At 71.7% G+C, this 24,214-nt stretch carries 22 protein-coding genes and 3 tRNA genes; 9 read left to right on the plus strand and 16 right to left on the minus strand.

The genetic code is table 11. The features are described 5' to 3' along the window. Positions 1 to 69 precede the first annotated feature (69 nt). A complete protein-coding gene (locus AC07B0_RS14325) occupies positions 70 to 984 on the plus strand; it encodes an SMP-30/gluconolactonase/LRE family protein (RefSeq protein ID WP_467295877.1) in 915 nt (304 codons plus the stop codon). A gap of 51 nt (positions 985 to 1,035) precedes the next feature. Here the strand turns inward: AC07B0_RS14325 and AC07B0_RS14330 are convergent, their stop codons facing one another. The 4 genes from AC07B0_RS14330 to AC07B0_RS14345 form a co-directional block, all read right to left on the minus strand. Continuing rightward, the gene (locus AC07B0_RS14330) at positions 1,036 to 1,401 is read right to left on the minus strand and encodes a PH domain-containing protein (RefSeq protein WP_356876165.1); all 366 of its coding nucleotides are present in this window, start codon (positions 1,399 to 1,401) and stop codon (positions 1,036 to 1,038) included. A gap of 106 nt (positions 1,402 to 1,507) precedes the next feature. Then, positions 1,508 to 2,176 (minus strand): histone deacetylase, encoded by a 669-nt coding sequence (locus tag AC07B0_RS14335; RefSeq protein WP_478898242.1) that lies wholly within the window; start codon positions 2,174 to 2,176, stop codon positions 1,508 to 1,510. Between the two features lie 86 nt (positions 2,177 to 2,262). After that, positions 2,263 to 2,335 (minus strand) — tRNA-Arg (locus tag AC07B0_RS14340). Positions 2,336 to 2,701: 366 nt separating this feature from the next. Then, positions 2,702 to 2,792: transfer RNA gene (locus AC07B0_RS14345), tRNA-Ser, on the minus strand. A 258-nt stretch (positions 2,793 to 3,050) separates the two neighbouring features. On the opposite strand from AC07B0_RS14345, the gene AC07B0_RS14350 reads away from it, so the two are divergent. From AC07B0_RS14350 to AC07B0_RS14360, 3 genes are all read left to right on the plus strand, one after another. Continuing rightward, positions 3,051 to 3,488, plus strand: coding sequence for an SSI family serine proteinase inhibitor (locus AC07B0_RS14350; protein ID WP_467295881.1), 438 nt, complete (start codon positions 3,051 to 3,053; stop codon positions 3,486 to 3,488). A 119-nt stretch (positions 3,489 to 3,607) separates the two neighbouring features. Beyond that, on the plus strand, positions 3,608 to 6,913 hold the full coding sequence (locus AC07B0_RS14355) for a response regulator (protein ID WP_478898244.1): 3,306 nt from the start codon (positions 3,608 to 3,610) through the stop codon (positions 6,911 to 6,913). 13 nt (positions 6,914 to 6,926) lie between these two features. Next, positions 6,927 to 7,502 (plus strand): antibiotic biosynthesis monooxygenase, encoded by a 576-nt coding sequence (locus AC07B0_RS14360; protein ID WP_467295885.1) that lies wholly within the window; start codon positions 6,927 to 6,929, stop codon positions 7,500 to 7,502. A 25-nt stretch (positions 7,503 to 7,527) separates the two neighbouring features. On the opposite strand, the gene AC07B0_RS14365 is transcribed toward AC07B0_RS14360, so the two are convergent. Both AC07B0_RS14365 and AC07B0_RS14370 read right to left on the minus strand, forming a co-directional pair. After that, positions 7,528 to 9,177 carry a long-chain fatty acid--CoA ligase gene (locus tag AC07B0_RS14365; protein WP_478898246.1) on the minus strand — a complete coding sequence of 550 codons (1,650 nt, stop codon included), beginning with the start codon at positions 9,175 to 9,177 and terminating at the stop codon, positions 7,528 to 7,530. Positions 9,178 to 9,389: 212 nt separating this feature from the next. Further along, positions 9,390 to 9,923, minus strand: coding sequence for a SigE family RNA polymerase sigma factor (locus tag AC07B0_RS14370; protein WP_356876153.1), 534 nt, complete (start codon positions 9,921 to 9,923; stop codon positions 9,390 to 9,392). 268 nt (positions 9,924 to 10,191) lie between these two features. On the opposite strand from AC07B0_RS14370, the gene AC07B0_RS14375 reads away from it, so the two are divergent. Then, on the plus strand, positions 10,192 to 11,112 hold the full coding sequence (locus AC07B0_RS14375; RefSeq protein ID WP_469377053.1) for a hypothetical protein: 921 nt from the start codon (positions 10,192 to 10,194) through the stop codon (positions 11,110 to 11,112). Positions 11,113 to 11,155: 43 nt separating this feature from the next. Here AC07B0_RS14375 and AC07B0_RS14380 read toward each other — a convergent pair whose 3' ends face one another. From AC07B0_RS14380 to AC07B0_RS14410, 7 genes are all read right to left on the minus strand, one after another. Next, a complete protein-coding gene (locus AC07B0_RS14380) occupies positions 11,156 to 12,322 on the minus strand; it encodes a lipid-transfer protein (protein WP_478898248.1) in 1,167 nt (388 codons plus the stop codon). After that, complete coding sequence (locus AC07B0_RS14385; RefSeq protein ID WP_356876251.1) at positions 12,319 to 12,714, minus strand: MaoC family dehydratase; 396 nt, start codon at positions 12,712 to 12,714, stop codon at positions 12,319 to 12,321. Before AC07B0_RS14385 ends, AC07B0_RS14380 begins: the two co-directional genes overlap by 4 nt. A 17-nt stretch (positions 12,715 to 12,731) precedes the next feature. Continuing rightward, on the minus strand, positions 12,732 to 13,829 hold the full coding sequence (locus tag AC07B0_RS14390; RefSeq protein ID WP_478898250.1) for an acyl-CoA dehydrogenase family protein: 1,098 nt from the start codon (positions 13,827 to 13,829) through the stop codon (positions 12,732 to 12,734). Next, positions 13,829 to 14,887, minus strand: a complete 1,059-nt coding sequence (locus AC07B0_RS14395) for a bifunctional MaoC family dehydratase N-terminal/OB-fold nucleic acid binding domain-containing protein (RefSeq protein ID WP_478898252.1) — start codon at positions 14,885 to 14,887, stop codon at positions 13,829 to 13,831. Before AC07B0_RS14395 ends, AC07B0_RS14390 begins: the two co-directional genes overlap by 1 nt. Continuing rightward, positions 14,884 to 16,035 (minus strand): acyl-CoA dehydrogenase family protein, encoded by a 1,152-nt coding sequence (locus tag AC07B0_RS14400; RefSeq protein ID WP_356876145.1) that lies wholly within the window; start codon positions 16,033 to 16,035, stop codon positions 14,884 to 14,886. The genes AC07B0_RS14395 and AC07B0_RS14400 overlap by 4 nt, the downstream gene beginning before the upstream one ends. A 316-nt stretch (positions 16,036 to 16,351) precedes the next feature. After that, a complete protein-coding gene (locus AC07B0_RS14405; RefSeq protein ID WP_356876143.1) occupies positions 16,352 to 16,660 on the minus strand; it encodes a hypothetical protein in 309 nt (102 codons plus the stop codon). An 841-nt stretch (positions 16,661 to 17,501) separates the two neighbouring features. Further along, complete coding sequence (locus AC07B0_RS14410; RefSeq protein ID WP_478898253.1) at positions 17,502 to 17,903, minus strand: DUF6344 domain-containing protein; 402 nt, start codon at positions 17,901 to 17,903, stop codon at positions 17,502 to 17,504. Positions 17,904 to 18,231: 328 nt separating this feature from the next. Between AC07B0_RS14410 and AC07B0_RS14415 the strand changes: the two genes are divergently transcribed. Both AC07B0_RS14415 and AC07B0_RS14420 read left to right on the plus strand, forming a co-directional pair. Next, positions 18,232 to 18,663, plus strand: a complete 432-nt coding sequence (locus AC07B0_RS14415; protein WP_478898255.1) for a hypothetical protein — start codon at positions 18,232 to 18,234, stop codon at positions 18,661 to 18,663. A 97-nt stretch (positions 18,664 to 18,760) separates the two neighbouring features. Continuing rightward, complete coding sequence (locus AC07B0_RS14420) at positions 18,761 to 19,381, plus strand: hypothetical protein (RefSeq protein WP_478898257.1); 621 nt, start codon at positions 18,761 to 18,763, stop codon at positions 19,379 to 19,381. Between the two features lie 67 nt (positions 19,382 to 19,448). On the opposite strand, the gene AC07B0_RS14425 is transcribed toward AC07B0_RS14420, so the two are convergent. Beyond that, entirely contained in the window at positions 19,449 to 19,886 is a 438-nt protein-coding gene (locus tag AC07B0_RS14425) for a CAP domain-containing protein (protein WP_478898259.1), read from the minus strand. A gap of 963 nt (positions 19,887 to 20,849) precedes the next feature. On the opposite strand from AC07B0_RS14425, the gene AC07B0_RS14430 reads away from it, so the two are divergent. Further along, a complete protein-coding gene (locus tag AC07B0_RS14430) occupies positions 20,850 to 21,416 on the plus strand; it encodes an RNA polymerase sigma factor (RefSeq protein ID WP_469377074.1) in 567 nt (188 codons plus the stop codon). After that, entirely contained in the window at positions 21,413 to 22,420 is a 1,008-nt protein-coding gene (locus AC07B0_RS14435; protein WP_469377076.1) for a CU044_5270 family protein, read from the plus strand. The genes AC07B0_RS14430 and AC07B0_RS14435 overlap by 4 nt, the downstream gene beginning before the upstream one ends. 517 nt (positions 22,421 to 22,937) lie before the next feature. Here the strand turns inward: AC07B0_RS14435 and AC07B0_RS14440 are convergent. Further along, positions 22,938 to 23,024: transfer RNA gene (locus tag AC07B0_RS14440), tRNA-Ser, on the minus strand. Between the two features lie 72 nt (positions 23,025 to 23,096). Then, a complete protein-coding gene (locus AC07B0_RS14445) occupies positions 23,097 to 24,068 on the minus strand; it encodes a trypsin-like serine peptidase (protein WP_356876129.1) in 972 nt (323 codons plus the stop codon). Between the last annotated feature and the right edge of the window lie 146 nt (positions 24,069 to 24,214).

Here is a 24,214-nt window from a genome sequence, read left to right on the forward strand (position 1 = left end):
CGGTACCGGATCCTGCAATCTCACCATCACACCGAACAAAATTCGGCGACTCGGACTTCAGGGGGAAGAATGTCAGGCATAGCCGACCGTGGTTTGTACGAGGTCCTGGACGACCGTTTCCGCACGGGACGCTGCGCCAACGGCGACATGCGCCTGGAGCGGCTGTACGACGGCTGCCGCTGGGCCGAGGGGCCGCTGTACCTGCCGGCCTGGCGCCAGCTGGTGTGGAGCGACATCCCGAACGACCGGATGCTGCGCTGGGACGAGGTCACGGGCGCGGTCTCGGAGTTCCGCTCCCCGGCGGGCCACTCCAACGGCAACACCCTCGACCGCGAGGGCCGTCTGATCACCTGTGAGCAGGGCAACCGCCGCGTCACCCGCACCGAGCACGACGGCCGGATCACCGTCATCGCCGACCGCTGGGACGGCAAGCGCCTCAACAGCCCGAACGACGCGGTGGTCCGCTCGGACGGCTCGATCTGGTTCTCGGACCCCGACTTCGGCATCACCAACGACTACGAGGGCCACCGGGCGCCGAGCGAGATCGGCGCCTGCAACCTCTACCGCGCCGACCCGGCCACCGGCGAGGTCCGCCTCGTCGCGGACGGCTTCCTCGGCCCGAACGGCCTGGTCTTCTCCCCGGACGAGAGCGAGCTCTACGCCTCGGACACCCGCGCGGGCCACATCCGCGCCTTCAAGGTCGGCGCGGACGGCACGCTGAGCGGCGACCGCGTCTTCGCCACCTGCCCCCGGCCGGACAACATCCGCTTCGACGACGAGGGCCGGCTGTGGGCGGCCGCGATGGACGCGGGCGTGCACTGCTACGCGGCGGACGGCGACCTCATCGGCCGCCTGCGCGTCCCGGAGCCCGTCTCGAACATCGCCTTCGGCGGCCCGAAGAACAACCGTCTCTTCATCACCGCCACCACCTCGCTCTACTCGCTGGTGATGTCGGTGACGGGCCTGCCGCGCGTCCTCGCCTGACCGGCGGCCGCGGCCGGGGCCGCCTTCGCGCCGCCCCGGCCGCGGTGGCCGTCAGCGGGCGACGAACTGGGTCAGGATCGCCTGCACCTCGTAGATGTCGACGCCCTTGGTGAAGGTCTTCTCGATCGGTGCCGACGTGCCCGATATCCAGATCTTGAGCTCGGCGTCGAGATCGAAGTGGCCGGCGGTCTCCACGGAGAAGTGCGTGATGCTCCGGTACGGGATCGAGTGGTACTCCACCTTCTTGCCCGTGAGCCCCTGCTTGTCGACCAGCACCAGGCGCCGGTCGGTGAACAGGATCGTGTCCCGGATCAGCAGGTAGGCGGCGTGCACCTGCTCGCCGTTGCCGAGCAGCCGGGCGTAGTCCCGCTGCGCCGACACCGGATCGACGGTGTGCGCGTTCCCGAACAGACCCATGGGTCCCCCCTCGAAAGTTCGAAACGATCAGCTGTCCTCCGAAGGCTAGCGACGGCGATGTCAAAGCACCGCAAAGGCCGTCGGGGTGGACCTTCCGGCCCGGACGTCAGCCGTTGCCGCCCCTGAGCAGGTCCAGTACCCGCGCCGCGGTCCACTGCCCGGCGGCGCCGGGGCGGGAGGACAAGTACGCGGCGATCCCGGGCTCTTCCCACGGCCCCGACTGCAACAGGCCGCCGGCCAGGTAGCGCAGGTACGCGGCGGACGGGGCGCGCACCTCGACGTCCCGCAGGGTCCACGGCGCGGTGAACGTCAGGACGGGGACGCCCTCGATCTCCCCCGGGCAGATCAGGGTCTCGTACCGTCCCGGTCCCACCTCGTCGCGGCCGTCGCGCAGCACCTTCGTCAGGTCCAGGTCCGTGCCGGGCTCCTCGTACATCTCCTGGGCGGCGATGTCGGACATCTGCTCCGGCGTCACCAGGTGCGCCCGCGCCCGCGTCAGCCCGGGAGCCGCCGGGTCGTAGAACGCCCGGCCTCCCGTCCACACGGTGGACTCCGTGGCGAAGTAGAGGCAGCCCTCCAGCTCCACCGCGAGGGAACGCTCCGGCCCCCGGTGGTCGCGGCAGCCCGGATAGACGCGCTCCGCCCCTGGCAGGGTGCCGCCGGCGATGTACGCCGCGAGGCGGTCCACGTGCATGTTCGACCCGTACGAGGCGTACCAGACCCGCTCGGGCGCGGAGATCGTCCGCGTGAGCGGAGTGGCGGTGTGCACGGTCATGCGCAGTCCTCGGGGGCTGGGGGCGAGGGCGTACCGGCTGACGCCGAAGGCCCCCCGGACGATGTCCGGGGGGCCTTCGTTTGCTGTGCACTCGGCAGGATTCGAACCTGCAACCTTCTGATCCGTAGTCAGATGCTCTATCCGTTAAGCTACGAGTGCTTGGGCTTCTCGGGGTTTTGCGCCCCGTTGGCCTTGCGAGAACAACAATACATGGACCTCGGCGGGACGCGAAATCCATTAGCTCCACCACGCCTGACCTGCGGAAACGCCCCGGAAGAAGATCGTCCGTACGTCTTCGGGGAAGCCTGGTCCGCGCTCGCGCTACCCCCGCAGGGGCGGCCGAAACCCTCCAGGGCCCGTCGCCGCGCCGGAGCCCGCGCGAGCGGCCCGATGCGCGTGCGACCCGATCGAGGCGAGCCGACCGAGGTGCCCCGGCCGAGGTGACCCGAACCGATCGAGGTGCCCGGACGAGGTGCCCCGAACGCACCGAAGCCCCGGTCCGTGAGGACCGGGGCTTCGTGAGTGCGGAGGCGGAGGGATTTGAACCCTCGATGGGGGGTAAGCCCCAAACCGCATTAGCAGTGCGGCGCCATAGACCGGACTAGGCGACGCCTCCAGCACACCCCCGCGTACGAGGGTGCGTGCAGATGATGACACAGCCGCAGGGCCGCTCACCAATCCGCTCCCACGGTACAAGGAGCCGGGCCCGCAGGGCAAAGCCTTAAGCCCCCCGCCTCGAAAGCCGCGTGCGCGCACCCCGGGACGGCACACACGTGCGGCACACGTCCGCCGCACACCCCCGGGGCCGCACGCAACGTCGGAGCGCGCGCGTCGTTGGTGAGGCGTACGACGTACGGACGACCTGGAGTGCCCCATGCTGCGTCTCGCCGCCTTCGCCGTCACCTCAGCCCTGGCCGCCGCGGTCGCCGGCCCCCTGCCACCGCTGCCGTCCCTGCCGGTGGCACGACTGCTGACGGCCGCCCCCGACCGGCTCACCATCGCCGTGTCCGACACCGGCAACCACCTCCTCGACGGCGAGTACCGGCTGGAGTGCGACCCCGTCGGCGGCAGCCACCCCGAGGCGAAGAAGGCCTGCGCCCGCCTCGACGAGTTCGCCCGGCAGGGCAAGAACCCCTTCGCCCCCGAGCCGAAGCGGCAGCTCTGCACCTTCCAGAACGGCGGTCCCGCGACCGCCCGCGTCACCGGAACCTGGCGCGGAGAGAAGGTGGACAGCACCTTCCGCCGGAAGAACGGATGCGACATCGCCCGGTGGAACGACCTGGAACCTGTGCTTCCGAGTGCGAGTGCCTGACCTGGGAGGATGCGGCGGATGCACGGTTTCCCCCGTCCATCCGCCACCTCGCCGCGGGACGGTGCCCTTAGACTCCTCCCGTGACATGCCGGTAGTCGTGGTCAGGGAGGAAGCTCGTCGTGAGCAGCAGGCCATCCCGAGGCGCTGCTCGCCTCGCAGCAATACTCGACGCCCTTCCGGACGCGCTGTTGCTCGTCAACGCCAACGGCACGGTCGTCAACGCGAATTCGATCGCCCTCGCGGTCATGGAGAGTCCCGGCACCGGGCTCGTCGGACGCGGCGTACTTGATCTGCTGCCGGAGTTCGACTCCAAGCTGATCCCCGGATCGATGCGCCGGCCCGGCGACAACGACGAGGGCCGCTCCAAGCCCAAGCGGATGACGGCGCGCCGCACCGACGGCACCGAGTTCCCCGTCGAGGTCACCAGCGCCCACCTCGACGGCCGCGACGCCTACCGCGAGCCCCAGCCCGCCTACACCGGTGACGAGCTGCTGATGCTCGTCGTACGGGACCTCTCCGAGACCGTCGACACCGAGGCCGAGCTGGCCCGCTCCCAGCGGCAGACCGAGATGATCCTGCGGGCCGCCGCCGAAGGCGTCGTCGGCACGGACACCGAGGGCCGGGTCGTCCTCGTCAATCCGGCCGCCGCGCAGATCCTCGGCTACCGCGCCACCGACCTCGGCAACCGCGAGCTGCACGGGCTGGTCCAGCACTCGCGCGCCGACGGCTCCCCCTTCCCCTTCGACGAGTCCCCGCTCGCCGACACCCTGCGCAGCGGCCGCAAGCACCGCGTCCGCGGGCAGGTGCTGTGGAACAAGGCCGGACAGCCCGTCGCCGTCGACCTGACCACCTCGCCCGTACGGGACGGGGAACTCCTCGTCGGCGCCGTCATGACCTTCACCGACCGGCGGGCCTACGACGCCCTCGCCGCGCGCCACGCCCAGCTGCTGGCCGTCCTCGGCGAGTCCCTGCGCGGCCCCCTCGACGAACTGCGCGGCGAACTGGCCACCCTGGCCGCCGACGACGCGGGACAGCTGTGGCCCGAGGCCAACCAGCTGCTGCACCACCTGGCCGCCGGCTACTCGCGGATGACCGCGCTGGTCGACAACGTGCTCGCCTTCCAGCGGCTCGACGCCGGCGCCGAAAAGCTCAAGAAGAAGAACGTCCTGATCAACACGGTCGTCGCGGCCGGCATCGACGGCGCCGTCGAGCTGATCGGCCCCGGCCGGGTGCAGTTCGCCGTCCACGCCCCGACCATCGAGGCCGAGGTGGACGCGGAGCGCATCGCGACCGCCCTCGCGCACCTGGTCGCCGACGTCGCCGGGGTGGACGCCACCGGCAAGACCGCCCAGGGCAGCGGCTACGGCGACTCGACCATCGTGGTCGCGGCCGCCCAGCGCGGCGAGGTCGTACGGATCGAGGTGCGCGGCCCGCACGAGGGCGGCACCCCCGTGCACGAGCCGGTCGTACGGGGCATCGTCGCCGCACACGGCGGGGTCCTCCAGACGGTGGAGGTTCCGGGCGCGCCCGGCGGGGCGTACGTACTGGAGCTGCCGCTCGGGACGGGTGCCGGGACGGTGACCCTGCCGGAGCCCCCCGAGGAGCCGCCGGCTCCCGAGGGCGGCGACGGCGCCCCCGGCCCCGGCGGGCGGCGGGCCCGGCGCGGAGTCGACGCCTTCCTGGAGGACGGGGCGGACGAGGCGAAGGCCCCCGGGGCCCGTGACGGCGGGGGCGCGCTCGCGCTGCCGTCGGGGCGGCGCCGGGCGGACGGCAGCCCCGCCGACTCCGGTCCGGCGGAGCTCGCGCAGTCCCCGGTGAACCCCGCCGGACTCGGTACCGGGCGCCGGCGCGGCCGGGACGGCGACGGCAGCGCGGACGCCGCGCGGGGCGGGGCCGGCCGGCCCGTGCCCCCGCAGGGCACCGGCATGCCGGCGCTGCCGCCCGTACCGGCGGTGCCCCCGGTTCCGGTGACCGAGCATCCGGCCGGACGCCGCCGGGCGCTGGGCGGTCCGCCCGCCGCGCCCGCGCAGCCCGGCGGTCCCGTACCGGCGGCCGGGCTCGCGGCCCCCGCCACGCCCCGGCCCCTCGCGCCCGAGGGCGGCTTCGCACTGCCCGCCGGGCCGGCCCCCGCCTCCCCGCAGACCCCCGCCATGGCAGGCGGGGCCCCCGCTCCCGCCGAGGCCGACGCCGACGGGCCGGGCGGCCGCCGTGGCCGCCGGGTGCTCGGCGCTCCCGCCGGCGCCGAGCCGGAGACCCCCGAGGCCGCCGCCGAGGGCGCCGAGGACCCCGCGCACCCGACCGGCCGGCGCCGCGGGCTGCCCGCCGCCCCGGCCTGGCCCGTCCCCGCGGCCCGTACCGCCGCCGAGGACGACGAGGCCCCCGGCCCCGCCGCTCTGCCCGGTGCCCGTCGGCCCGGTGACGCCCCGGCGGCCGCCGCGCAGCCGATCAGCGTGCGCGCGCTCGGCACCCTGGGCCAGGGCATCTCCGTCGACCCCGGCGCGGGCGACACCTCCGGCGCGGGCCTGGGCGGATCCGGTTCCGGCCGGCGGCGCCGGCTGTCCGAACCGGCCCCCCAGGGGCGCGCCTTCGCCATAGGGGCACCCGAGGCGGGCTCCGCCGAGGGCCCGGAGCCGCTGGACGGCCCCGGTGGCGCCGTCGAGGTGGTCAACCGGCCCGTACCGCGGCCCGTGGACGACGAGCTGCCCCCGGAGCCGCTGGACAATCCGCGTCGGCTGCTGGTGTGGCCCGCGCCCGACGCGCAGACCCAGCAGGCCCTCAGCGACCGTGGCTACCGCCCCGTGATCGTGCACTCCCGTGAGGAGGTCGACGCCCAGATCGCGGCCTTCCCCGCCGCCCTGTTCGTCGACCCGCTGACCGGTCCCATCACCCGGACCGCCCTGCAGTCCCTGCGCCAGGCCGCGGTGGCCGCCGAGGTGCCCGTCCTGGTCACGGCCGGGCTGGGCCATGCCACGCGGGAGGCGGCGTACGGCGCGGATCCGGCCGTGCTGCTGAAGGCGCTCGCGCCGCGCGACAGCGAGCAGCACCCCTCGCGGGTGCTGCTGATCGAGGAGCACGTCGAGATCGCCACCGCCCTGACCGCGGCGCTGGAGCGGCGCGGCCTCCAGGTGGCGCGGGCGGGTGCCGACACCGACGCCGTGGAACTGGCGACCCGGATGCGGCCCAACCTGGTGGTCATGGACCTGATGCAGGTCCGGCGCCGGCGGGCCGGGATCGTGGACTGGCTGCGCGCGAACGGGCAGCTGAACCGCACCCCGCTGGTCGTCTACACGACCGCCGGGATCGAGGCGTCCGAACTGCCGCGGCTGGCTTCGGGGGAGAGCGTGCTGTTCCTCGCGGAGCGGGCCACCACCGCCGACGTGCAGGGCCGCATCGTGGACCTGCTGGCCAAGATCGGCACCAACTAGTCATCCTGGGCCGATGGCCCTCACCAACACGTCCGAGCAGACCGTCCCCGCCGACAACGGCGAGGTGAACCTCCTGATAGCCCGGCAGGTGGACCCGGGCCACGAGGAGACGTTCGAGGCCTGGGCGCACGGGATCCTGGAGACGGCGGCGGGCTTCCCGGACCACCTCGGGTACGGGCTGTTCCGGCCCGCGGCGGAGGGCGGCCCCTGGTTCCTCGTGCACCGCTTCCGCAACCAGGAGGCGTTCCAGCGCTGGCAGGACTCGCCCGAGCGGGCGCAGTGGTTCTCGAACTGCCTCGGCCACCACCACACCGAGATAGCCCGGCGCGAACTGCACGGCATGGAGACCTGGTTCGCCAAGCCGGGTACGACCCGGCCCGCGCCGCCGCGGTGGAAGATGGCGATCAGCTCGGGGCTGGCCATCTTCCCGATCTCGCTCGCGGGCAACGCGGTGCTCGGGCCGTACCTGGTGGACCTCCACTTCGTGCTGCGGACGGCCGCGTTCGCGGTCGTCTTCAGCACCCTGATGACCTACGCGGCCATGCCCGCCGTCAGCAGGCTGCTGCGGCCGTGGCTCACGCGCGGCTGACCCGCCCCGCCTTCCGGTACGGCGGTCAGGCGAGGGTGGTGACGTCCAGGGCGCCGTCCGCGTACTGCTTGCGGATCACCTTCTTGTCGAACTTGCCGACGCTGGTCTTGGGCACCGCCTCGACGAGGGCCCAGCGCTCCGGCAGCTGCCACCGGGCGATCGAACCGGCGAGGAAGGCGCGCAGTCCCGCGTAGTCCACGGTGGCGCCTTCCTTGAGGACGACGGTGGCCAGCGGGCGCTCGCCCCACTTGTCGTCCGGGACGGCGACGACGGCCGCCTCGGCGACCTCCGGGTGGGCCATGATCGCGTTCTCCAGCTCGACGCTGGAGATCCATTCGCCGCCCGACTTGATGACGTCCTTGGCCCGGTCGGTCAGGGTGAGGAAGCCGTCGGGGCTGATCACGCCGACGTCGCCGGTCTTGAGCCAGCCGTCGGCGCTGAACTTGTCATCGGGGCGGACCGGTTCGCCGGAAACGCCCCCGTAGTAGGCGCCCGCGATCCAGGTGCCGCGCACCTCCAGCTCGCCCGCGGACTCGCCGTCCCAGGGCAGGTGGTCGCCGCCGGGGCCGACGAGACGGGCCTCGACTCCCGCCGGGAAACGGCCCTGGGTGACCCGGTAGGGCCACTCCTCCTCGGCGCTCAGCCCGGCGGGCGGGTGCGCCATGGTGCCGAGCGGGGAGGTCTCCGTCATGCCCCAGGCGTGGCACAGCCGGACGCCGAGCTTGTCGTAGGCCTCCATCAGGGAGGGCGGACAGGCCGCGCCGCCGATGGTGACCTGCTTCATCGAGGTCAGGTCGCGCGGGTTGGCGGTGACCTCGGCGAGCAGCCCCTGCCAGATGGTGGGGACGGCCGCCGCGTGGGTGGGCTTCTCGCGCTCGATCATGTCGGCGAGGGGGGCGGGCTGGAGGAACCGGTCCGGCATCAGCATGTTGATGCCGGTCATGAAGGTGGCGTGCGGGAGGCCCCACGCGTTCACGTGGAACTGCGGGACGACGACGAGGGTGGTGTCCCTGTCGTTCAGACCCATCGACTCGGCCATGTTGACCTGCATGGAGTGCAGGTAGATGGAGCGGTGGGAGTAGACGACGCCCTTGGGCTCCCCGGTGGTGCCGGAGGTGTAGCACATGGCCGCGGCCTGGCGCTCGTCCAGCTCGGGCCAGTCGTAGCGGGTGGAGCGGCCCTCTATGAGCTCCTCGTACTCGTGCACGCGCACGCCGAGGCCGTCGAGCGCGGAGCGGTCGCCGATGCCCGCGACGACGACGTGCTCCACGGTCGGCAGGTGCGGCAGCAGCGGCGCGAGGAGCGGCAGCAGGGTTCCGTTGACCAGGACGACCCGGTCCGCGGCGTGGTTGACGATGTAGACCAGCTGCTCGGGAGGCAGCCGAAGGTTCAGCGTGTGCAGGACCGCGCCCATGGACGGGATCGCGAAGTAGGCCTCCACGTGCTCCGCGTTGTTCCACATCAGTGTCGCCAGAACACTTCCGGGCTCGACGCCCAGTTCGTCGCGCAGGGCGTTGGCGAGCTGTGCGGCGCGGTCTCCGATCTCGGCGAACGTCCGGCGGTGGGGCTCTGCCTCGCCCGTCCACGTGGTCACGGTGGACTTGCCGTGGACCCTCCGGCCATGCTCCAGAATCCGGCTGATGTTGAGCGGTACCTCTTGCATGGTGCTGAGCACGGGCGTCCTCCCGGTGGGCGCTGTCGCTCCGTCGCGACAATGGGAAGATTCTGCGCACGTACCACGCGGTATGTCACTACCCGGGAGTACAAACGGCTCTGCCGATCACTGTGCGCAGTCGCGTGTGGCGGTGTGGGGCCGACCTCCTGTTTCACGTGAAACAAGGGCTGTTTCACGTGAAACAGCGGTTGTTTCACGTGAAACAGCGCCGTTCAGCGCACCGGGGTGAGTTCCGGGTCCTCGCGGAGCTTGACCAGGGCCCGGGAGACGGCGCTCTTGACCGTGCCGACCGACACTCCGAGCACCTCGGCGGTCTGCACCTCGCTCAGGTCCTCGTAGTAGCGCAGGACCACCATGGCCCGCTGCCGGTCGGGCAGCCGGGTCACCGCGCGCCACATCGCGTCGCGCAGGGCCTGCGCCTCCGCGGGGTCGGCGGCCGGCGGCTCCTCGCTCTCCGGGAGCTCGTCGCAGACGAACTCGTCCACCTTGCGTTTGCGCCACTGGGAGGTACGGGTGTTGACCAGGGCCCGCCGGACGTAGCCGTCCAGGGCGCGGTGGTCCTCGATGCGGTCCCAGGCCACGTACGTCTTCGCGAGTGCCGTCTGGAGCAGGTCCTCGGCGTCGCACGGGTTGGCGGTGAGCGAGCGCGCGGTGCGCATCAGGACCGTGCCGCGGGTCCGTACGTACGCCGAGAACGACGGGTACGGCGTCGGGTTCGAGGCGAGCGTGCACACAGGCGTGGTCATGGCTCCACGCTAGAAGCGGACGGCGCCCCCCGGATCGCCCGCAGGTGCCGAAGGCGGGTCCATCTCAGGTTGTAGGGCCGGGCCGTGTCCCACCTCCTGAAGGTGGAGGGCGGCGGTCGCCACCGTCCCCCGCCGAGTGCGCCCGCGCGCTCCGGCGAACGGCCCAATCGCCGCTGGGAACGCACCCACCAAGATCCATAGCCTGGCGCCGGCGCGTGCTCTCGCGCCTGCCGGACGAAGAAGGCGAGCGACCCCAGTGGAACTTCCGATGTTGCGCCGCACGACCTGGCTCTCCGCGGCGGCCACGCTGCTGGCCGTACTCTGCGCGGCCCCGGCCGGGGCCGCGGACGGCCCCTGGCAGAAGGTCGGCGACGACACCCTCAGCGGAGTCAGCGGCCTCGCGTACGAGGGCCGTACCGAGGACGGCTCCGGGGTCCATGCGCTGGTCGTGCACGACAACAAGCGCTCCGGCCGGCCGCGGCTGTCCCGGATCACCCACCGGGAGGGCTCGGAAGACGTCTCCCCGCTCGCCTGGGTCGGAGCGGAGCCCGTCGACCTGGAGGCCATCGAGGCGGTCCCCGGGATGCCGGGCGAGTACGTGGCACTGGCGAGCACCGGCATCGTCTACCGCCTGCGGGTCAGCGGGGACACGGCGACGGTCGTCTACTACGCCCCGCTGCCCGGGATCGGCGAGGGCGACGACTTCGAGAGCTTCGCGCTGGTCTCGCAGAACGGGAGGCTCGCCGCGCTGTGGGCGGACCGCGGAGCGGGCGCGGCCCGCCCGGCCACCGTCTACGCGGCGCCCCTGACGTTCGCCCCGTGGGGGCAGCCGCAGTTCGGCTCGGTGACGCGCCGCCCGTACCGGGCGCCGTACCCCACCGAGGACGGAACGCGGCACGTCTCCGACCTCTCGGTGACCGGCTCCGGCCGGATCATCGTGAGCTCGGCGGCGGACGCCGGCGACGACGGCCCGTTCGACTCCGCGGTGAGCGACGCGGGCCGGGTGACCGTGTCGGCGGCGGGCACCGTACGGGTCACCCTCGCGGCGTCCGCGCGGCTGCTCGCGACCTTCCCCCAGTACAAGGTCGAGGCCGTGGAATGCCTGCCCGGGTCCGACGGGGCGCTGCTCGGCACCGACGACGAGAACCTGGGTGGGTACGTGCGGACCCAGTCGTTCTGCGGAGCCTGAACCCCGGTGCGTCCCGTGGGTCGGGGCGCACCGGGGCGGCGGGTCAGCGGTCGGCGCCGAGGATCAGCCCGGAGGTCGGGACCCCGGTTCCGGCGGTGACCAGGGCGTGCTCCGCTCCCGCCGCCTGGTTGACGGAGGTGCCGCGCACCTGGCGGACGGCTTCGGCGATGCCGTTCATGCCGTGCAGGTAGGCCTCCCCGAGCTGGCCGCCGTGGGTGTTGAGCGGCAGCGCGTCGGCGGCCACGAAGTCGGCGGCCTCACCGGGACCGCAGAAGCCGAACTCCTCCAGCTGCATGAGGACGAAGGGGGTGAAGTGGTCGTAGAGGATGCCCACGTCGATGTCCGAGGGACGCAGCCCGCTGGTCCGCCACAGCTGGCGGGCGACCACGTCCATCTCCGGCAGGCCGGTGAGGTCGTCGCGGTAGAAGGAGGTCATCCCCTCCTGGCGGCGGCCGGCGCCCTGCGCGGCGGCGGTGATCACGGCCGGCGCCTGCCGCAGGTCCCGGGCCCGCTCGGTGGTGGTGACGACGAGCGCCTGGCCGCCGTCGGTCTCCTGGCAGCAGTCCAGCAGCCGCAGCGGTTCCACGATCCACCGCGAGGCGGCGTGGTCGGCGAGGGTGATGGGCTTGCCGTGGAAGTAGGCGGCGGGGTTGTTCGCCGCGTGCCGCCGGTCGGTGACGGCGACGTGGCCGAAGGCCTCGGGGCTGAGGTGGTAGGCGTGCAGGTAGCGCTGGGCGGCCATGGCCACCCAGGACGCCGGGGTGAGCAGGCCCCAGGGCAGGGACCAGCCGAGGGCCGCGCCCTCGGCCGAGGGTTCGCGCTGCTGGACGCCGGAGCCGAAGCGGCGGCCCGAGCGCTCGTTGAAGGCGCGGTAGCAGACCACCACCTCCGCGACGCCGGTGGCGACGGCCAGTGCGGCCTGCTGGACGGTGGCGCAGGCCGCGCCGCCGCCGTAGTGGATCCGGGAGAAGAAGGAGAGCTCCCCGATGCCGGCCGCCTGGGCGACGGTGATCTCGGGGCTGGTGTCCATCGTGAAGGTGACCATGCCGTCCACGTCGGCGGGGGTCAGCCCGGCGTCGTCGAGGGCGGCGTGCACCGCCTCGACGGCGAGCTTGAGCTCGCTGCGGCCGGAGTCCTTGGAGAACTCCGTCGCCCCGATCCCGGCGATGGCGGCCCGGCCGCCGAGGTCGTCGCGGGTACGCACGCTCATGCGGCGCTCCCCGGACGCAGGGTCACGGTGACCGTGCCGGTGACGTGCCGGCCGAGGCCGTTGGCGCCGACGATCCCGATCTCGGCGGTGTCGCCGTCGAGGGCGGTCACGGTGCCGGTGAGGGTCATGGTGTCCCCCGGGTAGTTGGGGGCGCCCAGGCGGATGGCCACCTTGCGCAGGACGGTGTGCGGGCCCAGCCGGTCGGTCACGTACCGGCCGACCAGGCCGTTGGTGGTCAGGATGTTCATGAAGATGTCGGGGGAGCCCTTCTGCCTCGCCAGCTCGGCGTCGTGGTGCACGTCCTGGTAGTCGCGGGAGGCGATGGCGCCCGCGACGATCAGGGTGCGGGTCACGGGTATCTCCAGCGGGGCCAGCGTGTCGCCGGCCTTCAGCGGCATGTCGCCGGCGTTCACGCGTCGTCCCCTTCGGTGGTCGGGGCGGGGACCGTGACGGCCACGGGCCCCGCGTCCGGTCCCGTGCCTTCTTCGGACAGGAGCGTGCCCAGCTCGGCCAGCAGCTCGCTGCCGCAGCCCAGGTAGGCGTCCAGCTGGCGGCCCCACAGGAAGTGCCGGTGCACCGGGTGGTCCAGGTCGGCGCCCATGCCGCCGTGGAGGTGCTGGCCCGCGTGGACGACCCGCTTGCCCGCCTCCGAGGCCCACCAGCCCGCCGTGAGGGCGTGGGCGCGGGCCGGGAGCCCCTCGTCGATGCGCCAGGCCGCCTCGTACGCGGTGACCCGGATCGCCTCGGTGTCCATGTACGCGTCGGCGGCGCGCAGCATGACGGCCTGGTTGGTGGACAGCGGCCGGCCGAACTGCTCACGGATGGAGGTGTACTCCACGGCCCGAGCCAGCGAGCCGGCGCAGACGCCCGCCTGGAGACCGGCGAAGGCGGTACGGGCGACCGCGAGGGTGTCCTCGTACGCCTCCGGGCCTTCACCGAGGCGCTCCCCCTCGGCACCCGTCAGGTCGAGGCGTCCGGCCGCCCAGGGGGCGGTGGTCTCCACCGCGGAGATCCGCACGCCCGGGGCGTCGGTCCGTACGAGCCACAGGTTCCGGCCGGCGTCGGGGACCAGGACGTGCGTGGAGTCCCGCAGCCAGGGCACGAAGGGCGCGGTGCCCCTGAGCCTCCCCTGCGGCGAAGCGGTGACGCGGCCGCGCGCGGGGAAGACCCCGCAGGCCACGGCCTCGCCCGTCCCCAGCGCGGGCAGCAGCCGGGCGCGCTGCGCGTCGCTGCCGTGCCGGGTGACGGGCAGGATCCCGTACGCGCAGGTCGCCGCGTACGGGACCTGGGCGGTGGTGCGGCCCTGCTCCTCCAGCAGCTGGACGAGGCCGAGCAGGCCCACGTCCTCGACGGCGGCGGTGAGCCCGGCGGTGGTGAGGGCCTTCCACAGCTCGGCGTCGCTGCCGGTCCCCGCGGCGGCGAGGCGTTCGTGGGTGGCGAGGTCCCCGAAGACGCGGGCGGCGAGACCGGCCGCGGCGGCCTGTTCCTCGGTGGGGTGGAAGTCCATCAGCCCTCGCTCCCCCGGAAGACGGGCAGTTCCAGTTCCTCGTCCGCCCTCAGGAACTCCAGCTGAACGGGCATGCCGATGCGCACCTTGTCGTAGGGGACTCCGGTGATGTTGCTGACCATCCGCACTCCCTCGGCGAGTTCGACGAGGGCGACCGCGTAGGGAGGGTCGAAGGCCGGGAAGGGCGGGTGGTGCATGACGACGTACGAGAACACCGTGCCCGCGCCCGAGGCCTCGACGGTGTCCCAGTCCGGGCTCGCGCACGCGTTGCAGCCGGGGAGCCAGGGGAAACGGAGGGTGGCGCAGGCGGTGCAGCGCTGGATGAGGAGCCGGTGTTCCGCGATCCCGTCCCAGAAGCCCCGGTTGTCGCGGTTGATCACCGGGCGGGGCCGGCGGGCGGCGGGCCGTTCGGGGGCGGGGGGCGGGATCGCGGCGGCCGGGTTCGCGGTGGCTGGGTTTGCCTTGGCCGGGTTTGCCTTGGCCGGGTTCGCGGTGCTCGGTCGTGCGGTGACCGGCTTCGTGGCGCCCGGCTTCGTGGCGCTGCGCCCTGCGGTGCTCGCCGGGGCGTACTTGAGGATGCGGAAGCGGTGCGTACCGGCGAGCTCGCCGTTCGCGTGGACGTCCATCCGGGTCGTCACGAAGTGCCCGCTGCCCAGCTTGGTCGTCTTGCGCGCCGAGACCGACTCGATCACCGCGTCGAAGGTCACCGCGTCCCCCGGGCGCAGGGGCCTCAGGTACTCCTGCTCGCAGTCGGTGGCGACCACGGAGGTGCAGCCCGCGCCGTCGAGGAGCTCGAACAGTTCCTCGTAGGCGGCGGAGCGGTCGGTGTGGCCGGACAGTCCGCCCATGGTCCACGCCTGGAGCATGGTGGGCGGGGCGATCGCGCCGGGCCCGGAGTAGGCCGGGTTCGTGTCCCCCACGGCCTCGCACCAGTGGCGGATCATCGGCTCGTTGACCGCGTCCTTGGCCCGGCCCCCGGTGGCGGCGGGCCGCCCCTCGAAGGTCCTCAGCCGCTGGTGGAACGGGTCCGCTTCCTCGGCGGCCTGTGCCCCGGTCATCGCTTCCTCCCCTTCATGCCGAGCCGCATCATGGCGACGATCTCCCGCTGGACCTCGCTGACCCCGCCGCCGAAGGTGTTGATCTGGGCGGCCCGGTTCATCCGCTCCAGCTCACCCGCCGCGTAGGCCCCGGGCCCCCTGATCAGGGCCTCCTCGCCGACCACCTCCTGGCACATCCGGTACACCTCGACGGTGGACTCGGTGCCGAGGAACTTCACCCCGCTCGCGTCGCCGGGAGCGAGGGTGCCCGCGCCCACGTCCTGGACGAGGCGCCAGTTGAGGAGGCGTACGGCGGCCAGCCGCGCGTGTGCCTCGGCGAGCCGCGACCGCACCCAGGGCAGATCGGCCGGACGCTCACCGCTGACCGGATCGGGGGTACGGGCGTGACGGAGCGCGGCCTCGTAGAAGTCCTCGGCCTGCATGCCGATGGCGGCGAGGGCGACGCGCTCGTGGTTCAGCTGGTTGGTGATCAGGCCCCAGCCGCCGTGCTCGGGGCCCACGAGGTGGCCGGCCGGCACGCGGACGGAGTCGTAGTAGGTGGCCGTGGTGGTGAGTCCGCCGACGGTGTCGATCGGGGTCCAGCCGAAGCCGGGGCTGTCGGTCGGCACCAGGACGATCGAGATGCCCTTGTGTTTCGGGGCCTCGGGGTCGGTGCGGCAGGCGAGCCAGATCCAGTCCGCGTTCTGGGCGTTGGAGGTGAAGACCTTCTGGCCGTCGATCACCCACGCGTCGTCCTCGCGGACGGCGCGGGTGCGCAACGAGGCCAGGTCGGTGCCCGCCTCGGGCTCCGAGTAACCGATGGCGAAGACGAGTTCGCCCCGGAGGATCCGGGGCAGGAAGTAGTCCTTCTGCTCCTGGGTCCCGTACTTCATGAGGGTGGGGCCGACGGTGTTGAGGGTGACCATCGAGACGGGGGCGCCCGCCCGGTAGGCCTCGTCGAAGAAGACGAACTGCTCGTCGGCGCCGCGGCCTTGGCCGCCGTATTCCTCGGGCCAGCCGAGGCCGAGCAGCCCGTCCGCGCCGATGCGGCGCAGGACCGCGCGCTGGGCGGCCGGCTCTTCGGGTACCCCGTCCGGCAGCAGGTTCCTGAAGTAGGCGCGCAGTTCGGCACGCAGCCGCAACTGGCCTTCGGTCGGGGCGAGGTGCACGGCGCGGGCCTCCCGGCATCACATCGACGAGTGAACCTGACTGTCCGTCAGATTTGGTGTGGATGTCAAGGTCGTCGGGAGCTCACCGGGAAGAACGGGGCGTGCCCACCGGACGGCGGGGGCCCGGACGCGCGGGAGCGCCCGCACTACCGGACCCCAGCCGGTCCGGTCGTACGGGCGCTCTCAACGGTCGGTGGCGCTGCGCTGATGCGGCGCGGGCGCGGCCCGCGGAACTGCGGCGACCACGATCACGGCCACGGGGCACCGGGTCACGGGGTCACTCGGTCAGGGGGTCACGCGGTCACCGCGCACCGGGTCACCAGGGGAAGAAGTTCACCGCGATGTTCGAGTTGGCCTGATGGATCGCCGTGAAGGCCGAACCGTTGACCTGCGCGGTGTTGTTCTGGTTCGACGCACCGGAGCCGGTGGCCACCTGCTGCGAGGTGGAGGAGTTGCCGTTGTTGTTGCCGCCCACACCGCTGCCGATGATGCTGGCGACGCTCGCATTCGACCCGTCGTTCGCGAAGGAGCCGTTGTCGGCCGAGGCGACCCCGCCGAAAAGGGCGACGGCGAGGGGGAGAGCGGCGACAGCGGCGATGACGCGGGCGGTACGGATGCTTGCCATGTCTGAATCCTCCAGAAAACCGAAGTCGGGTGTACTACGAGGCAGTTGGCCGGCCGCCTCGGTCGTTCCGTGTGGTGACGACGTCGCGAGACCAGAGTTGCCCACCGAATCCCCGGCGAACCACCCCGCAGCCGCCGATTCCCCCGCAAGCATGACCAACATCGGATAAACCCTCTTCGCTCCGCCGCCGCCCCTGCTCAGCGCCCCGGAACCCGGCGAAACCCTTGCCGCACAAGGGAGGAAGCGTTACGCCAAACCTCCGCATCCCGGACATGCCAAAAAGGGCCGCGCCATCCGGGAACCCCACCGTCTCCCGGGCCTGCGGCCCTGCGGTACCAAGCTTCACGCCCCCTGCACGCCCCCGGCGCCCGCCGGGGCGATCCCGCCGTACCCACTCCCGGGGCACGTCGCGACGCGATCCACGGCCGTGACCGACCGGGCTCCAGCGCCTCGCCTTCCTGCGACTTCTACTTCCTGCGTCTTCCTACGACTTCCTGCGTCTTTCTACGTCTTCGACCCCGGACAAACCTGTGCCGGCTCTGGTTCCCCACGTCTTCCGGTCCCCTGCGCCCGACCCTGCGGGGCCTGGCCCCGCTGCGTCCGGTCGTGCTGCTCCGGTACACCGGTACTGCCGATCCTGCTGGTACTGCCGGTACTGCCGGCTCTGCTGCTTCTGGTCCTGCGGATCCTGCGGATCCTGCGGATCCTGCTGCTTCCGCTTCTCGTCCTGTGCCGCTTGCGGTCCTGCTGCCGCGCACTCGCGGTCGCGCTCTCGCCCGTACTCCGCTTCCGGGACGGTTCCCGGGCCCGCACCATCGCGGGCTGTCCTGCGCGAGCTCTCCTACGCCGCCAGCTCCAGCCGCTCCCGGCCCGCGCCGCTCCGGTGCGCCACAGCGGCCGGTGAGGTCGTCACGGTCGCGGCTCGTTCGGATCCGGCCGGGGTACTCGTGGCCCCCGCGAGGGAGGCGGCGGTGGTCGAGCGGCGGACGGAGGGGGTCTTGCCGTGGGCCTCGGCCCGGATCCGCTGCTTGATCGTGGGCGGGAGCGATCCGCCCCGCATCATCGCCCGCCACGTCCGGCGCGCCACGACGGCCGGCCGGCGCACGGCGGGGGCGGCGGGGACGGCAACCGCGGAAGCCGCCGCCGGGGCCGCCTTCGCGGCGAGGCCGAGGAGGCCGAGGAGCGCCACGAGAGCGGCGAGGACGGTGGTCCAGATCGACGTGACGGTGCTGCGGTTGTTCATGACGAGCGCCTCATTTCGCGATGTTCCGACGGGTGGATCTGAATACATTCGTCATGATGTGGCCGCAACCGGACCGCCCCCACGACGCGCGCCGATCTTCCGACAAACACCACTCGAAAGGCCCAAAAGGCATAAATCCAGGTCTGACAAGATCATGGAACGACCAGCACCGGGGCGCTCGACAGAACGGGTGTGGAGCATGCCCGTCCAGCCGGAAAACGCCTTCGGAGTAGGGGAGATGTACGCGCTCCGCGACTAGGTGTCGCGGGTGGGACACACCTCCGACCCCGAGCCGACCCGCCCTTCCACCACGCCGAGGAACCCGACCGTGCCCCTGTCCCATATCCGCCTCGCCTCCGGCCGGACCGCCGAGGTCGCCGAGATCCGCCTCCGCACGACCTACGGCGACATGCTCGAGGGCTACCCGTTCGCCCGCCTGAACGACCTGAACCTGAGCGGGCTGCTCCACCGGGCCGCGCAGGCGTTCCCCGGCATCCCGGCCCACCTCGTTCCGCCCCGCCGGGACCTGCCGGACCTGCCCGGTGGGGCCTTCGGCCCGCTGGAGACCCTGCCCGCGGTGACCTGCGTCGCCCTGCTCACCTCGGTGCCCGTCGATTCCGGACTCGACCCGGCGCTCCACTACTCCGCGCTCACCGTCGCCTGGCTCCAGGACGAACCCCGGATCCCCGACGGCGACGCGGCCGACCCCTCCCTCCTGACCCTCGACTGGGACGCCCTCGCCCTGGACCGCGAGCGCTAGGCCCGGGCTCTGTCGTCGGGGCCCCGCACGCCGGGGCCCGTCCCGCAAGCCGGAAAACTCCTCGCCGCGGTTACCCCGACGGGGAACGATCCCGGGCATGGGCGTAGACCTGAACGGCTTCATCGAGTGCCGCTGGGACCGCTGGCTGGACGAGGACGACCGCAGTTGGAGCGGAGCCATCGACCTCGCGCACCTCTACAACGGACGCTCCTACGTGGCCTTCGGATCCCTGTTCGGCATGCGCGACACCGCCTCCTTCCGCCCCCTCGCCGACCAGCGCGGCCTGCCGCCCGACGTGTCCCCGGAGACCCTCGCCGACATGGAGCCCTGGGGCCCGGACGTGAAGGGGGCCTCCTGGATCACCTGGGCGGAGCTGGAGGCCGCGGACTGGGACGAGGTCTCCGACCAGGTGGACGACTGCGTCCACGAGTACCGCCTGACCCCGCACGGGACCTGGCGGCTGCACGGACGGAACTCAGGCCTCAGCCGCTTCGCCGAGCTCGCCGGCATCACCGACCCCCGCGCCCTCTATCGCGCGGGCCGCACCTACCCCGAGGGCACGGAGTGGCCCGACGGCGACCGCCTCTTCCGCATCGGCCGCCTCACCCGCAGACAGGCCGTCCCCGATCACGACTGGGGCGCCGTCTGGTCGGTCATGCGCACCCTGGCCGCCCTGCACGGCGACGAGGGCGTCCGCATGGTCGTCTGGTTCGCCTGACGCGAGCGGCCCCCGACCGGTTCGATCCGGTCGGGGGCCGCCCATCACCGTGGTGCAGGTGTCCCTGTCAGTTGGTGAACACCTGGACGATCCTGTCGCCCGACGCCGCCACGCCGGTCTTGGTGAAGTTGCAGTTCTTGATGTTGCCCGCGTGACCCGTGCTGTTGAGCCAGCCGTCCACGTGCACCTTCTCGTCGCCGGAACCCCAGGCGATGTTCTCGGCGGAGGCCGAGAAGGTCGCCCCGGCCTTCTTCAGCCGGTCCTCAACCTTCGAGCCGTCCGAACCCGTGTGGCTGGTGGTCGTGTCGTTGGCGTACTCCTGGGCCGCCGCCGTGAGGGCGGGGTCGACCGTGAGCGGCTGGCAACCGGCCGCCGTGCGCGCCTCGTTGACGAGCTGGAGGACCTTGTTGGGGTCGGCCACCTGCGGGAGCACCGCCCGTGTGCCCGCTTGCGCGGGTGTGGTCGTGGTGGCGGCCGCGGCGGTGCCGACGGTTCCCGCCAGCATCAGCAGCGAGGATGCGCACGCGATCGTGCACCTACGTCCTATTCGACTGGTTCCGAGAGCCATGGGGTTACCTTCCTTCTTTCGACAAGAAGCAGTGGACGCGGCACCGTCGCCGCTGGACCCCCATCGCCACGATTCTGCGCCGCAGTCTCCCCGTCCGCATCTTCCGACAGCTAAACCCCAGGTCAGAACGGGTAAGGCCACTCCCGCACCGATGGCAGCGCACCAAAGCGAGAGCCAAACACGGAGGACGGGCACCCGATTCGGCTGCCCACCCTCCGACCCGGCGGTGAGTGCGGGATGTGAACCCCCAGCTACCTGACCCCTAGTGCCTGAATGTTCTTGGCCAGCGCAGCGGTTTCGGGCGAGACGTCGCCCGCGAAGGAAGCGGAGGTGAAGGCCGAAGGGGCGAACGCGTGGCTCTACGCGGCGGTCATACCGACGAGGGCCAGGCCGGCCAGGACGGCGGCGGCTATGCGGTAAGGAAGCTTCAAGGGAACGTCTACTCCTTGATCACGGACATGCCCAAGTTGCTCGCACGGATCGCGACCATCAGCGCTTGCGAAGAAGCACGAGGAAGACGAGTACGGAGCTCGCGGCTGCGGCCGCCCACGGAGTGGGGCCGTCCTGCCACGTGACGACGGCTGCTGCAATGGTCAGGGCCGCGTTAAAGCCCGCAATTCCCAGGACTACCCCGGCTGTTCGCCCGTCTTCCACCTGCGTCCCCTGCTGTGATTGTTCACCTATGCGGTCGGAAATGACCATATGAGCGAGATAAGACCCCCTCAAGTGATCATCAGGTCATAGCCATGGTTTCCGGACAGCCTGAGGTGGCGTTGCGGCATCCGGGGCACTCGCCCAGATCACCACGTATCGGCATGGAACAGACCTCGGATCCAACCCATCCTTAGGGTGTGACTGACGTCACATGCAGCGACTTTCCGCGAGCGGACACTACTGGGTGTGGACCAGCAACTGTTCGCGGAGCTCTATGACGCACACGCCCACGCGGTGTACGCGCATGTCGTCCGTATGACTTCCGACCGTGCGGGGGCGGACGACATCGTCTCCCTCACGTTCCTCGAAGCATGGCGATTGCGGGGAAAGCTGGACGGAGTCACAAGTCACCGCGCCTGGCTACTCGGGATCGCCACCAATGTCATACGCAACACCCGTCGGGCCGCGCGGCGGCACAGCGAGGCGCTGACTCGCTTACCCCTGCCGGATGCCGTCCCGGACCCGGCCGACCGTGTGGTGTCCCGGATCACGGACACGGCGGAGGCGGCGGCCGCGCTGGCCGCGTTGGATCAGCTCCGACGTGCTGACCGTGAAGTCCTCGTCCTGTCGGTGTGGTCCGGACTCAGCCATGGCGAAGTGGCAAAGGCCTGCGGTGTCGGTGAATCGACCGTTCGTTCCCGGCTGTCACGGGCGCGCAGCCGCCTTCGCAAACTCACCACCGCCAATCTGGCCGCGGACCAAGCCGCGGGGCGTGCGCCCACGTCTCGCACCGCACGGGAGGGGCACCTGTGAACGCCGCTGATGACGCACGGAACGAACGATCCGAGCACGACGAACTCCTGCGGCGCCTGGGCGGGATCTCCGATGGAGACTTGCCCTTCCGCGCCCAACGCCCGATCAAGGCGCATCTGATGCGCGAAATCGCACAAGCGGAGCAGACCGCACGCAGGCGGTCCAGGCGCCCCCTCGTCGTTTCTCTGGGGGTGGTGGCAGCGGCGTGCGCGGTGGCCGTCACCTTCACTCTGAGCAACAACACTCCGGCGGAACCCGCCAAGGCCGCCCGCCTTGAGCCTGCGGCCGTTCAGCTCCTGGACCGCGTCGCCCTGGCGGCCGGATCCGCGCCGGCTCCGGTGGTACGCGACGGGCAGTTCCTGTACACGAAGACCGTGGGACAGTCCGTCACCCTTTCCGAGATCCCGGGCGGAGGGGGGAAGATGGAGCGAATCCCCTCGGATGACTCTGCCGAATATTGGCATTCGGTCGACGGCTCGGCAGGGTGGGCGGAGCGCACAGCAACGGGGTCCGAGACGTATCCCCCCGAGGTTTCGCCGAATTTCAACGCCCCGACCTATCGATTCCTCGAATCGCTGCCGACCGATCCCGACCGGCTGTTGAAGCTGATCTACGAGGACACGGAGAAGCAGCACGGCGCCGGCTCCGGTTCGACCACCGGGCCAGATCAGCAGGCGTTCGTTGCCATCGGGGACATGCTGGGGCGGGTTCAGGCCCCGCCCGGTTTGAGTGCGGCGCTCTACCGCGCGGCGGCGCGCATTCCGGGTGTCGTCCTGGCGCCTGAGGCGACGGACGCCGCAGGTCGTACGGGCGTTGCGGTCGCACGGGTCCACAAGGACGAGCGCACTGAGTGGATCTTCGACAAGCAGAGCATGCGCCTGCTGGGTTCCCGCACGGTCGTGCTCAAAGACAGCGCTTGGGGCAAGGCTGGCGAGACGGTGTCCACGCGGGCCATCGTCGCCCAGGGAGTCACGGACCGCCCCGGACAACTACCGCGCCAATGACGGACGTTCGGGCCGCAGGTCCTTGACCTTGTCCGACACGGCAATAATTCGAACAGAGGTGCGATCCACGCCACGCATCTTCTCTCCGATTGGGACGTAGCCTCCTGCACGCGCGGCCACCGGTTGTGACTGCGCGTGCAGTGTGTAGGCAGAGTCGCCCACAGGGCGGACAAACAGGGGAGGGCCGGCGGGAGCGCGGGCGAAGGGCTAGCTAGAAGCCGAGCTTTCCGAAAGAGCCAAGGATTACGAGCCCCGTGGCAAGCGCGGCAAGCCACAGGTAGACAGCCATCTTTCGGACCCGGCGACGGTCCACCGCCCTTTGATCCGCGTCATATTGGTGCATGCCCCGCGTCACAGCCCGCGCCATCTGATCTTCGTCCACCGTGCCCCCTTGCTCCATCCGGGTGCCCCTCCCGTGCCCGATCCATCGGGAACCCACGGGGAAGCTCGGTCACTAGCAGTCACGCGAAAAGGAACGACCCCCGACCATTGGACCTGGTCAGGGGTCGTTCACCTGCGGTGGGTGTGGGATTTGAACCCACGGTGACATCGCTGCCACGACGGTTTTCAAGACCGTTCCCTTAGGCCGCTCGGGCAACCCACCTGGCCGGTACAGAGTACCGGGATGTGGGGGTGGGTGGGGTGGGTGTTCCGAGCGGGGTGGGAGTGGGGTGGGTCAGGCCGTCTGGGCCTTGTCGTACGCCGCCTTGGCCTCATTGCCGAAGTACGGGCCGTACATCCGGTTCGGGAGGAAGGTGTAGCCGAAACTGTTCACCGAGACCTGGGTGCCGAGGCCGGTCGCCTCGTTGAAGTCCTGGAACCAGGGGCCGCCGCTGGAGCCGCCGGTCATGTTGCAGCCCAGGCCGTGGTCCTTGGTGAGGAGGAAGTCCTTGTTGCTGTTCCCGCTGCAGTAGACGAGCTTGGTCCCGTCGTAGGGCGCGGCCGCGGGGAAGCCGAAGGAGTACATCTTCTTGTTGTAGCCCCCGTTGAAGAGGATGCCCTGGGCTCCGACGGCCTGGCTGAGCTTCTGGCCGTTCAGGGGTGCGACGACGGCGAGGCCGACGTCCATGTTCATGTCCTCGCTCGCCGCCCACTGGTCGGTGGCGAAGGTCTTCGTCGCGGGCCACTGGCCGTAGGGCGCGTTGCCGTTGTCGTAGGCCGGGACGAAGACCCAGTTGGTGTGCCAGGCGCCCTGGTACTTGACGCAGTGGCCGGCGGTGATGACCGTGCTGCCGTTGGCGCTCGTGACCGAGTCGCCGGAGCAGGAGGCGGTCCGGCCGCCCATGGTGAAGAAGACCCGGCCCGAGGTCTTCACGACCGCCCCGCCGCCCGTCCAGGCACCACCCGGCTGCGGGAACGCCGTGGGGGAGGAAGCCAGGCCGGCTGCCGGACCGGAAGCGGGGGTGGGGGCCACGAGGGTCGGCCGACCGGCCGGCGAGGGCGCCGTACGGACGGCACCGGGGGCCGCCGTCACGTCGAGCGGGACGGCCTCACGCATCCGCTCCGCGGTCCAGAAACCCTGGCTGTGCTGCTGCCGGAACGAGGCGGGCTGCTCCGCGGCGGCCGACGGGCCGGCCGCCGTCAGGGCCCCCGCGAGCAGGGTGGCCGTGGCGAGGAGGACGGACGCCGCCGTGCGATGACGATTCACGCAGGACTCCTTCTGCCGTGCCCGGACCGGTCGGACCCGGGCAGGGTGGGGGTGAAGAGCTCTGTCGGTGCGGATCGGCTGTGCGGCTGTGCGGCAGTTCTGGCAATGCGGTGGTTCTGGCTGTGCGGCAGTTCTGGCCGTGCGGT

This window comes from Streptomyces sp. NPDC044704, from assembly GCF_056433525.1.